Genomic DNA, 11336 nt, shown 5'->3' on the forward strand with positions numbered 1-11336 from the left:
CGGAATGAGAGGTGAATCACATGAGGATTCTGCATACAGCGGATTGGCATTTAGGGAAAACCCTTGAAGGTCGAAGCCGGCTTGATGAGCAAGCACAGTTTTTAGATGAACTGTATCAAATCGTGAAAGACGAACACATTGATGTCATTGTGATGGCCGGTGATGCCTTTGATACAGTAAACCCGCCTGCTAGAGCAGAACAGCTTTTTTATGAAAGCCTTTCTGCCTTATCTGATAAAGGAAAACGACAGGTAGTAGTCATTTCAGGCAACCACGATAATCCGGATCGTTTATCAGCCGCGTCTCCTTTAACAAATGATCAAGGGATTCATTTAATTGGATATCCGACCAATGACATCATCCGTGTCGATGTTCCTTCTGCGGAGGAACGTTTATCCATTGCAGCACTGGCTTATCCGTCTGAGGCGAGACTAAATGAGGTACTGGCTGAAACATTTGAAGAGAAATTGCTTCGTGATCATTACAATTTAAAGATTCAACAAGCGTTTCAACATTTAAGTACTCAATTTCAACCGGATACGGTGAATATCGCAACTAGCCACATTTATGTGGCAGGAGGAAGTCAAACAGATTCAGAAAGACCGATTGAAGTAGGCGGCGCATATACCGTTGCGGCTGAAAGCCTGCCAGAATCAGCTTGCTATGTTGCACTTGGTCATTTGCACAGGCCGCAAACGATCAAACGCGCCAAAACGATTGCTCGTTATTCTGGATCACCTCTTGCTTATAGCTTTTCTGAATCAGGCTACGCCAAATCAGTCACGATTGTGGAGGCAAAACCGAATGAAAAAGCGAGCTGGAAAGAAGTGTTTCTATCAAGCGGAAAGCCACTTATGAAATGGAAGGCCACTGAGGGACTGAGTCAAGTGTACGAGTGGTTGGATGAAAAACGGGATCTTCAGGCATGGATTGATCTAGAGATTCATTTAACAGATCAGCTCTCTATTGAAGAGATCCATCAGCTCCGAAAGCAACATAGTGGATTTGTTCACATTCGTCCAAAGTTCAAAGAACTACAGCAAATAGAAGAGCAAAAGCAAGTGGAAAAACTCTCGATCGAAGAGAGGTTCGTGAAGTTTTATGAGCGCCAGACAGGTGGCGGTCTGCCTGATGAAAAAACAGTCAAACTGTTTTTAGAGCTAGCCAATGATATGCAAGAGGAGGAAGCGACTTGAAGCCGATTACGCTGACCATTAAAGGACTTCATAGCTTCAGAGAAGAACAAACAATTGACTTTAGCTCATTATGTGATGCGGGTGTGTTTGGCATATTTGGACCAACAGGAAGTGGAAAGTCGTCCATTTTAGACGCCATGACCCTAGCACTCTATGGCAAAGTGGAGCGTGCGTTAAATAATACACATGGTATTTTGAACCAAGCGGAAGAAAAGCTGTCGGTTTCCTTTACATTTGCTTTGCAAAAGGAACACCACATTTCTTATAAAGTCGAACGTGCTTTCAAACGAGCAGATGAAATGAAAGTCAGAACGACTTTATGCCGCCTAATTGAAATCGGTGATACGCAGACAGTTCTTGCAGATAAAGCGAGTGAGGTGAATCGTAAAGTAGAAGAATTACTCGGATTAACCATTGATGATTTTACCCGTGCGGTTGTTTTACCTCAGGGGAAGTTTGCAGAATTTCTTTCCTTAAAAGGGGCAGACAGACGTCAAATGCTTCAGCGTTTGTTTAACTTGGAAAAGTATGGGGATCAACTCGTTAAGCGATTACGTGCAAAGGCTCAAAAACATTATGGGCAAAAAAATGAACTGCTGGCTGAACTGAATGGTTTAGGAGAAGCTGGTCCAGAGGCGCTGGCGAAAGCAAAGGAAGCAGCTGAGCAGGCAAAGGACATTTTTCGTGAGAAAAAACAAGCGCGGGACGAAGCGTTCACTGCTTTTACAAAGGCACAAGCGATCTGGCAGTATCAAAAGGAACAAGAAGCTTACGAGTCTGAACAAAACAAGCTGAATTTGCTGGCTCCATCAATAGAAGAGAAGAAGGCGAAGCTCCATCTCGCAGAGCAGGCAGAGACGCTAAAGCCCTATGCGGATACATTGACAAAGGCTGAAAAACAGCTTTCTCAAGCATCGAAAGAGAAGCAGGAAGCAGAAAAACAGCTGCTACATCAACGAACGATCTATGATCAAATGAAGCGGGAGTATGAGCAAGCCCGGCAAAAGAAAATAGAGACAGAGCCAGACCTTCTCCAAAAGAAAGAACAGCTGATTCAGCTAAAAGAAATTGAACGTAAAAAAGAAACAGCTCTTCAGGAAAAGACGGGCATAGAGCGCCAAAAAAATGAAAAAGCGCAGCAGCTCCTCCAAAAGAAGAAAGAAGCGGAGAATCTCCACTCTCTATTAGAGCGTGCACTAACAAAACAAACACAGCTGAAAAATGAGCTGGAGCAGTTACAAGTTTCAGTGAAAGAACGAAAAAGTGTACAAGATGCTTTACGTTTAAGTGAAAATGTGGAAAGAATAAATCTCAGCATTCAAAAGGAAAAGCAAAAGCTGGACGAGCTGAACAAGCGAGCCTTACAGACTTCAGAAGCATATGAAAAGCTTCAAAAGCGGCAAAACGACCATCATGAAAAAATAGACCAGTCGTTTCAAGCAATTGAACACCTCTATTTTTATGTATGTGAACTCGAACGAGCTCTGACAGAATGGAGTCAAAAAGAACAACATCAGAAACTTGAAAAATTAAAACAACGTGATGCGGTAAGGGCGGCAGAATTAAGAAAAGAATTAGCGGCAGAGCTAGTAGATGGTGAACCATGTCCGGTTTGTGGGTCGATTCATCATGACCCAAAGGCTTTGGAATCCAATGACCATGACGAAACCGTGGCTCAAGTCGATGAAATCATTCAACGGATGGACAAAGAGCTGAAGCAGGCAGAGGCGTATGGAAGAGATATGTATGCCGCAAAGCAGCTCCTCGAAACGCATGCCAATCAATTAGTGAAACAATTCGCTTTCTTATCTCAGAAAGCCCCTGGGGCGGAAGTCGCTGCAGCAGTAGAAACGGTACAAAATTCGCAGTCTTTGCAGGATCTGATGCAAGAATGGAAAGGCATAAAGCAAGATATTCAAGAAGTTGAACAGAAACGAGCACGTTTAATGGATGAAACGCATGATCAATCAGCAGAAATGAGCAAGATCAAAGAGCAAATGACTTTTGAACAGCAGCGCATTGAAGAATTAGAGGTGCTGATCAAAGAGCTTCATGCTGAGCTATCAGAGCAAACGTCTCAATTTGAAAAGACCTTCCCGCATCTTACATTGAATCAAGTACAAGACATGCAAAAGCAAATCGATGAAAAGGACCAACAAGCGGAAGGCTATAAAGAACGTATTGAGAAAAGCATTTCATTTTTGGAAGAAAAACAGATAGCAAAAGAGAAGCTGCAGACAGCGATATACAATGTCGAGAAAGAACTTGATAAACTAGCGCATCAGCTAGAAAGTCAGCAGCAGCTTATCCAGCAATATGAAACAGATTTAGGCCGATATCCATTAAAAGCTGCCTCTATTTCTGATGAACTTATTGAGGTTGAACACACCCTTTCTCTTCTTAATGAAAAAGAGCAACAATCGTACAAGCAATTGCAGCACGTGCAGCAGTTGTTTAGTGAGGCACAAAGCCATTTTTCAAGCAGTGAGCGTCAGCTTCAAGAGGCGAACAGGCGAAGACAAGAAGCAGAAGCATCATGGGAAAAAGAAGCAGAATCCTCTCCTTTTCATATGCCGCAGGACATTGAATCTGTTTCAATGGAACAGGCAGTACGTCAATCGGTCAAACAGGAAATTGAGGAATTTGAGGATAAAAGAAAGGAATGTGCCGCAAACTTAAAGCGAATTTCTGAATTACTGAAAGAAGAGTCACTAGATGAAAAGCAGTGGACAGACATTCAGCACAGAAAAGATGCAGCTGAAAAAGCATTGGAAGAAGCGACAGCAATGAATGGGTCGGCACATGAACACCTGCGTGTGATTGAAGAGAATCATCAGCGCTTTGCAAGCATTCACGAACGATTGGAAGCACTGCAGCAAGAAATTGATCGCCTTGATAAACTGCAAACTGTTTTTAAAGGAAATACGTTTGTTGAATTTTTAGCAGAAGAACAGCTGGAAAGTGTCAGTCGTGATGCATCCGCCCGCTTAGGTATGTTGACGAGACAAAGATATGCGATTGAGGTTGACTCAGAAGGCGGCTTTGTGATGCGTGATGATGCAAATGGTGGTGTTAGGCGTCCTGTGTCCAGCTTGTCCGGTGGGGAAACCTTCTTGACATCGCTAGCGCTTGCTCTTGCTCTTTCTGCACAAATTCAGCTGAGAGGTGAATTCCCGCTGCAATTCTTTTTCCTTGATGAAGGATTCGGTACGCTCGATCAAGACTTGCTTGATACGGTCATTACCGCATTAGAGAAGCTTCAGTCTCACAATTTAGCAGTTGGTGTTATCAGCCACGTGGAAGAATTGAAAATGAGACTACCGAAGAAACTGATTGTCCATCCAGCAGATCCAAGCGGGAAAGGGACAACGGTCTCAATGGAATTAATGTAAATGTCGAGGTGATCACAGGATGGCAAAGCAAACGATTGGATTATGTGAGCTGTGCGGAAGGCAAAATGTCTTGCTCACAGAACACCACTTAACACCAAGAGAAGAAGGTGGGGCTTTTTTACCGACTGCCTTCCTGTGTATCCCCTGTCATAAACAAGTGCACGCCCTCTTTACAAACCAGGAGCTTGCCGCACGCTTGAACACACTTGATGCACTAAGGCACGATGAAAAGCTTGCTTCGTACATCAAATGGATTCGAAAACAGCCGGCAAGCAAACTGGTTAAAACAAAAAAATCGAGACAACGCAGAAAAAAATAAGCATAAAAAGCGCTCCTCTTAATGAAATACCTGTAGAGGAGCTGCTTTATGCATTGCCTACCATATTCTGATCATTTAAGTCAGGATCCACATAGTTGGTGGCGCTAATGCCATTATTTAAGATCAAGAAATCTCCGGTATTTCCCGCTCCAGAGCCTAAAGCAGATTTTGACGAACTTTTAGGCGACAAGTAGAATGAGTCACCGACGTTTACGACGCCTCCAGAAATAGAGTTAATGTAAATGGGTCCGACAATTGCTGGCATAATCGACATCCTTTATTCGAAGTCATATCACCATCATATGCGTAGGTAGGTCCATTTGTGAGTTTGGCGGACTTTCGTCATTGCTAAATAACTCTCGAATATGCTTCACTCTTGCAACGCCATTCATTCCACACGTAGAGCCAATTTGAAACACAGAGGAGGAAGACACCCCTTCTACATGGATTGAAGAAACTTTAATCACAGGTTTCTCGTGATAAAAAGCTGTTCTGACAGATCGTTCTGGTAGCATCAATGGAATAGGTTCATAATACACTTCAAATTCTTTCGCATCTAAGTTTTCTGCTTCATTGCCATAAAACAAACTAACGGTTCGCTGAACAGCTAACACCTTTACTTTCGGACATAGCTCCTGTGTATCACCGATTTGAACAACACTTGAGATCCCGACAGAATTCACCTTCGAGAACTTCACTTGAGATGTGCGCTTTATCATTATCGAGGTGCCAGAGGAACAAACGGGCCAATGATCAAAGATTCTGGCGGTGTATCAAAGATGGAGGATAATTGTACATGATCTGTGTCCCCGATGATAAATAGGGAAGAGGACGAAACCCCAACTACTTTAATGCTTCCGGTCTCGATGTTGCGGTTGACGACTGTGAAATTCATCCGTTTTCCTCTCCTTTCGTTTCATTTGGAATATGGGCTAAGAAATGTTCAATTGCCCGTTTGACATCATGTTTCACATATTCAGCAATTTGCTCTGAACGCTGCAGCGGGGTCATATCTTCCCGGTGCGGGAGCTGTCCTGCATAATATTTAATTCTGCTGTCAATTTGTTTTCGGATGTCCTCAATAATGTGGTGTTTGTTGCTTTCATCAAGAGACCCTTCGTATCGCTGCTCTAGCTCTTCAAGAAGTTCTGGCGCTTCTTCGTTTAAAAATGCGTCGACAAGCTGGCGTGTTTGATTGAAAAATTGATCAGCCATTTCTTGCTGCATCATTCCAATGCCCGGGGTTGTTGTTTGGCCCACTTCAAAGTTTTGAACACTGTTTGGATCAGATGGATTGAGGCCGATATTCAGCGTACCTTCCAGCCGCTCGATTTTCAGTTGATCAAATTGATAATCAATCCGTTCAATCGTCGTTGTCGGTTTATCCTTGATCATTTGCATTTCCTGCTGAAGCTCGTTAAGCCTTTTTTCAAGCATCATGATTTGTTGTGTTTGCTTTTGAATGATGCCATACACCTGTGAAGCGTTGCTTTGATAATCATACATTGACATACACCTCCGGGGATAGCAGATGAACTTAAGTTGTTGGTGACTGAAGCGGTACAAAAGGTGTTGTGCTTGCGCCTTGGGATTCTTCAATTCCTTGTGTGCCTGCTGCGGCAGGTGCTGCTTCTACGTAGCTGCCCGTGTTATACAAATTAGAAAGAGCTTTAATTGACCCAGCGCTCCCAATTTGCAGCACAGAGGAGTTACTAACAGACTCTACACGCAAATAATTAATTTGTATCGCTTGATTAATATAGAAGTTCAATGGATATTCACTCCTTACAAGTTACCAACAAGCGGTTGATCAATGACATCACTGTCGTACGTATTTGTCACACTTTTATAGTTGCTAATGCGCAATTGATCACCAGTGTTAAAACTGCCTGCGCCAGCAAACGTTTTAACCTGACTATTTGGAGAAATGGTGATGCAGTCTCCAACATGAACGACTCCGCTCGTTCCGACGGCATTTACTTTAAAGGCTCCAACAATAGCCGGCATAGCGGTGCACATCCTTTATAAAAATAAGGCACTTTGTTTTTGGGCGTTTCACCATAGCTTATGATGGGTCTTTTAATGTGTGATTGTCTTTTTGAAAGCTTTTGATGAGAGGAATGAGGTGTATGGTTTACCCTTTTTTAGAGCATTCATTCGAGGTGTATTTGATGCCTTTATTTAAGAGTGTGTCAAGCTCTTGACTGCACCTGATGGTTTCTTCGGCATTCATCCCGAATTTTTTTGCGGTCTCAATTAAATGTAATCTTTTTTGTTCAATTTCATAATTGATCATAACGGACGCCAACTCTCACATTTTTTATCAAATAGAAGGATATGGCTAGTATACCCTATTTTTCTATAAAAAAAGTTGTTTCGTCAATATGAGTAATAAAGTGACAAAATTCGAAAGCGTCCTTACGTTCTCTCTCTCTCTTTTCTTATTTCAGTCTGTAAATAACGTCGTCTTTTGTTGATATACTGCCGGATAACCTCTCGTTCTGATCGTAGAATGTCTTTGCGGTCTCTTGTATAAGGATCATCTCCGATTCGGTCTTCAATAGAAGCATGCCATTTCTCAATCATTGGACAAAGCTGGTCTGCTAAAAAATGTGTATCGAGCACGTGCTGGAAAAGCGTGTAATAGGCTGTCTTAAACGAAGGGATATCTAGTAATCTAGCAGTTAACGTATTAAAGCCGCTTACTGGAATATAATCAAACGCCATTTCTTCTCCATGAATGTCACGGCCCCATGTCGCATCATAATCCCAAGGAAGCACTTGGAATCTACCTTGTTCATTCACATAAAGAGCGTAGTTATGGACAAAGCCGTCAAAGTTTTGTGTGCATACGACACCAATGAGCCAGCGGAAATACTGGGTCACATCTAGGTAATGCTCAATCTTTTCTGCAAATATGTCATCTTTTGCGGTGTTGAGAAAGTAAATAAATTCACTTAGCTGCTGATCATGTTGAGAAGTCCCTGTTTTTTTCTCGTACCCGAGGAGAAGGTGTTTTTTTGGCTTTTTATCAAACGAACTCAAAAGGGAAAAGTTGGCGTCGTCATCGACTGCATAATAAATGCCACCTTCTGAAAGCTGTCTTTTTTGAAAAAAGTGCTCATCGACGGATTCTATTTTTAAATAAATGCCTTCTTTTCTGCCGTTTATCGTGAGAAATACATGAGATGCAGCAGGGCTTAGCACCCTTATCTGTTCAAAGAAATAAAAGGACAGTCTGTTTCGGATAAACGAAGGGTCATTGTATTCTGCATTTAAATGAAAGATAGATTCGCCTTGTCTTTTCTTTGGCTTTCGATATTCAATTTGATAGGACTTTTTTTTCTGCTTTCTAATGTGAGACCCTCGGTATGAAGCATAAATGTGTGATTTGATCTGACCAGTTTTCAAAATGCCCTCAACAGGTTCGTCGTTCCATATGTCTTTTCGTAGTTCAATCAGGTCCTTTGGGTGAATCCAAATATCCATTTGTTTTAAAGGTTCTGTGGTCATGCCTTCATCCTCCTCCTATGCTCTTCTTTACGATATGAAAATGAAGGAATGTCCTGTACCCGTTTGTTAGGTATTCATGGAGTTTTAAAAGAAAGGGGCATCCGCCAAGAACACTTGTCTACCAAGTCTCGTAACATAAAGCAGAGAAGATAAACAGTTTGATCTGTTTGTTTTGTCAAAGTATAGACTGGAAGGGGAGTCGTTCGTGAGCACATTTGATCATTCACATATTGAACATGCAGTGGATTCACTTCGAAGTGAAGGTCGTGATCATCACTTAGATCGTGAACCAGAATCGAGACGATCGCACAAATCAGCACGTTCTCGCCATTCAAATCGCCGTCATTGGTTCTTTGGTGGAGGCGGATGCCGTAAATCACATCGTAGTAAAAAAAGCTATAAGAGCTATCGTTCGAAAAAAAGCCGCTGTTCAAAGAAAAGCGTGAAAAGTGAGAAACCATGTAAAAGTAAAAAGTCGTGCAAAAGTAAGAAATCATGCCGAAGCAAAAAGAGCGAACCGAAAAAGTCATGTCGCAGTAAATACAGATCCCATCATAAGAAAAGCTGCCGCAAGTCTCATCGCAGCCACCGATCTAAACGATCTCATCACCACAGAAGCTGCCATCGATCTAAACGATCTCATCACCATAGACGCAGCCGCTCTTGTAAAAGATGCGGAAAGAAAAAGCATCATTCCCGTAGAAGTGGAAATGTTGATCGCAAATGGGATCAAGGGAACATGTGGGAGTATCGCCGCTACCGCTAAACATCAGATCATCTTTTTTGAAACCCTTTTTAAAAGAGAGTATGATAAAAAAGGGTTTTTTTTATTTGATAGAGAAATAAAATGAGACATCACCACTTAGCGAAATGAAGATTGTGAGGGGAAGACATGAAGTTTTTTACAGGTGAGATACATAACAGGATGTTTATTGGGGTAGTCATTGATGAGAAATGGGTCATGGACGTGAAAAAGGCAGAAGCCAAATTATTCGAGCTTGAGACACTACCAAACTCTTTAGCTGAATGTATTCATATGGGGGACAAGTTTGTTGAGCATGTCAAACAACTCCTTGACTGGGCTGAGAAAAAACAAGAAGACCGTGGTTCTTATGTTTATCCGCTATCAGACGTGAAACTCCATGCGCCAATTCCAAAGCCAGCTAAAAACATTATGTGTGTTGGAAAGAATTATCAAGATCATGTCATGGAAATGGGTAGTGCAGCGGATATTCCTAAAGATGTGATGATCTTTACGAAGGCACCTACGTCAGTCGTTGGACATGAAGCGGATATCCTCCTTCATGAAGATGTGACAAGTGAACTGGATTATGAAGGGGAGCTTGCGATCGTGATGGGCAAATCAGGGAAGAATATTGCACCTGAAAATGTCCACGATTATCTATTTGGTTACACCATTTTAAATGACGTAACGGCAAGAGATTTACAGAAAAAACACAAACAATTTTTCATAAGTAAAAGCTTAGATACAACCTGTCCGATAGGACCTTATATTGTGCATAAGTCAGCGATTGAGGATCACGGCGCGCTTCATGTGGAAACAAAGGTGAACGGAGAGGTTCGCCAGTCTGCAAGTACAGAATTAATGATTTTCTCCATCGAGAACATTGTGTCTACTCTTTCAAAAGGGATGACACTAGAAGCTGGTGACATCATTGCAACGGGAACACCTTCTGGGGTTGGCAAAGGCTTTGAACCGCCTAAATTCTTAGCTTCAGGGGACCAAATCGACATTACGATTGAACCGATTGGAACGCTATCAAATCGCGTCAAATAAAGAGTAAGATGACACAGGATTGTCGCTTTGTGTTCGACTTATTTCATGGTACGATGAGAAGGTAATTGTTCTGATAAAGGGGGAAATAACAAATGGGAACGCATTTACATATTACAGCATGGGTGCTAGGAATTATCTTATTTTTCGTGGCCTTTGCTCTAGCAGGTAAAAACGACAAAGGTGCTAAAATTGTGCACATGATTGTCAGACTATTGTACTTGATCATTATCGCCACAGGCGTAGAGCTGTATGTTCGCACAGGAATGAAGATTCCAGGTTTCGGTGGCGAGTATATCGGTAAAATGATTCTCGGTATCCTTGTGATCGGCTTTATGGAAATGGTTCTTGTACGCAAGAAAAAAGGAAAATCGGTGACTGGTGTATTGATTGGTTTTATCGTATTCGCGATTGTGACCATTCTTCTCGGTTTACGCCTGCCGATTGGTTTCCATATCTTTTAACAGAAAAAGGACATTGCTTATACGAAGCAGTGTCCTTTTTATATGCCATCAAACTGCGAAACTGAACGGTGACCGTCAGAAGTGGTCCAGTCAAAACGAATTTGTCCCGCGGCGGAGTCTTGGTGACATTGAAGGGCAAGAGATTGTATATCTGTCGAAAACTGAAAGAAAGAAACTCGTTGAAAAGAATGAAAGGAGGAGAAAACACAATCGTAGACAGAAAAGCCAAGCTGCTCGATCTGTGCAATGATGTCATAAAAGACGTTTTCAGGAACGAACATGAGAAGGTCAAGCAACCCTTTGGCAAGTGCTGCTGTATATTGAATCTCTTCACCGCCCTGTACCTCTAACAGCTGTCCATTTTCATGAAGTATCATGGAACCGAGCAGTTCTCCTTTTGACCACCTATTATTTTCCTTCAAACAGATCATCGTGCTCTGAAGACTTACTGGTAGCATGATGTCCCCTTCTTCATCTTCAATCAGACAATGCCCGTTTTCAATAAGTAAATACCCACTGCACCATCTTCGGCTGCAGCGTTCAAGTTGCTTCATTCGTTTTTCCATTTGCAGACGCTCCTTTCCTCTTTCTTTTCTTACCAAATCATGCTTGTCCTATACGCCTGAGAAAAAAGGACAAATCAACTATCAAGGATAC

General features: G+C 42.1%; 15 protein-coding genes. 6 read left to right on the plus strand and 9 right to left on the minus strand.

Features of this window, described 5'->3' with window-relative positions; translation table 11 throughout:
* The first annotated feature begins 20 nt into the window (after positions 1-20).
* The 3 genes from sbcD to MHI35_RS05140 are packed head-to-tail and all read left to right on the plus strand — an operon-like array spanning position 21 to position 4907.
* On the plus strand, positions 21-1196 hold the full coding sequence (gene sbcD / locus MHI35_RS05130; RefSeq protein WP_144522815.1) for an exonuclease subunit SbcD: 1176 nt from the start codon (positions 21-23) through the stop codon (positions 1194-1196).
* Positions 1193-4588 (plus strand): exonuclease subunit SbcC, encoded by a 3396-nt coding sequence (gene sbcC / locus MHI35_RS05135; protein WP_335348913.1) that lies wholly within the window; start codon positions 1193-1195, stop codon positions 4586-4588. The genes sbcD and sbcC overlap by 4 nt, the downstream gene beginning before the upstream one ends.
* Before the next feature lie 19 nt (positions 4589-4607).
* Positions 4608-4907, plus strand: coding sequence for an HNH endonuclease (locus tag MHI35_RS05140; protein ID WP_144522817.1), 300 nt, complete (start codon positions 4608-4610; stop codon positions 4905-4907).
* A 46-nt stretch (positions 4908-4953) separates the two neighbouring features.
* On the opposite strand, the gene MHI35_RS05145 is transcribed toward MHI35_RS05140, so the two are convergent.
* The 8 genes from MHI35_RS05145 to MHI35_RS05180 all read right to left on the minus strand — a co-directional run bounded on the left by MHI35_RS05145 (position 4954) and on the right by MHI35_RS05180 (position 8420).
* Complete coding sequence (locus MHI35_RS05145) at positions 4954-5172, minus strand: spore germination protein (protein ID WP_003211468.1); 219 nt, start codon at positions 5170-5172, stop codon at positions 4954-4956.
* A 22-nt stretch (positions 5173-5194) separates the two neighbouring features.
* Entirely contained in the window at positions 5195-5626 is a 432-nt protein-coding gene (locus MHI35_RS05150; protein WP_144522818.1) for a spore germination protein GerPE, read from the minus strand.
* Positions 5626-5802 (minus strand): germination protein GerPD, encoded by a 177-nt coding sequence (locus MHI35_RS05155; protein WP_003210893.1) that lies wholly within the window; start codon positions 5800-5802, stop codon positions 5626-5628. The genes MHI35_RS05150 and MHI35_RS05155 overlap by 1 nt, the downstream gene beginning before the upstream one ends.
* Positions 5799-6413 carry a spore germination protein GerPC gene (locus MHI35_RS05160; protein ID WP_144484564.1) on the minus strand — a complete coding sequence of 205 codons (615 nt, stop codon included), beginning with the start codon at positions 6411-6413 and terminating at the stop codon, positions 5799-5801. Before MHI35_RS05160 ends, MHI35_RS05155 begins: the two co-directional genes overlap by 4 nt.
* A 31-nt stretch (positions 6414-6444) precedes the next feature.
* The gene (locus tag MHI35_RS05165; protein WP_034663458.1) at positions 6445-6678 is read right to left on the minus strand and encodes a spore germination protein GerPB; all 234 of its coding nucleotides are present in this window, start codon (positions 6676-6678) and stop codon (positions 6445-6447) included.
* Positions 6679-6692: 14 nt separating this feature from the next.
* Positions 6693-6914, minus strand: a complete 222-nt coding sequence (locus tag MHI35_RS05170) for a spore germination protein (protein ID WP_003211745.1) — start codon at positions 6912-6914, stop codon at positions 6693-6695.
* 127 nt (positions 6915-7041) lie between these two features.
* On the minus strand, positions 7042-7203 hold the full coding sequence (locus MHI35_RS05175) for an aspartyl-phosphate phosphatase Spo0E family protein (protein WP_012009503.1): 162 nt from the start codon (positions 7201-7203) through the stop codon (positions 7042-7044).
* Positions 7204-7325: 122 nt separating this feature from the next.
* Positions 7326-8420: a CotH kinase family protein gene (locus tag MHI35_RS05180; protein ID WP_335348912.1), complete on the minus strand. Its 1095-nt coding sequence runs from the start codon at positions 8418-8420 to the stop codon at positions 7326-7328.
* A 205-nt stretch (positions 8421-8625) separates the two neighbouring features.
* Here MHI35_RS05180 and cotG point away from each other — a divergent pair, with 205 nt between their 5' ends.
* The 3 genes from cotG (at position 8626) to MHI35_RS05195 (ending at position 10679) form a co-directional block, all read left to right on the plus strand.
* On the plus strand, positions 8626-9186 hold the full coding sequence (cotG, locus tag MHI35_RS18880) for a spore coat protein CotG (protein WP_417892556.1): 561 nt from the start codon (positions 8626-8628) through the stop codon (positions 9184-9186).
* Between the two features lie 126 nt (positions 9187-9312).
* On the plus strand, positions 9313-10218 hold the full coding sequence (locus MHI35_RS05190) for a fumarylacetoacetate hydrolase family protein (RefSeq protein WP_335348911.1): 906 nt from the start codon (positions 9313-9315) through the stop codon (positions 10216-10218).
* A 92-nt stretch (positions 10219-10310) separates the two neighbouring features.
* Positions 10311-10679 carry a YisL family protein gene (locus tag MHI35_RS05195; RefSeq protein ID WP_034663442.1) on the plus strand — a complete coding sequence of 123 codons (369 nt, stop codon included), beginning with the start codon at positions 10311-10313 and terminating at the stop codon, positions 10677-10679.
* A 38-nt stretch (positions 10680-10717) separates the two neighbouring features.
* Here the strand turns inward: MHI35_RS05195 and MHI35_RS05200 are convergent, their stop codons facing one another.
* Complete coding sequence (locus MHI35_RS05200) at positions 10718-11245, minus strand: DUF2777 family protein (RefSeq protein WP_335348910.1); 528 nt, start codon at positions 11243-11245, stop codon at positions 10718-10720.
* Between the last annotated feature and the right edge of the window lie 91 nt (positions 11246-11336).

This window comes from Bacillus sp. FSL K6-3459, assembly GCF_038003305.1.
Taxonomy (GTDB): domain Bacteria; phylum Bacillota; class Bacilli; order Bacillales; family Bacillaceae; genus Bacillus; species Bacillus pumilus_O.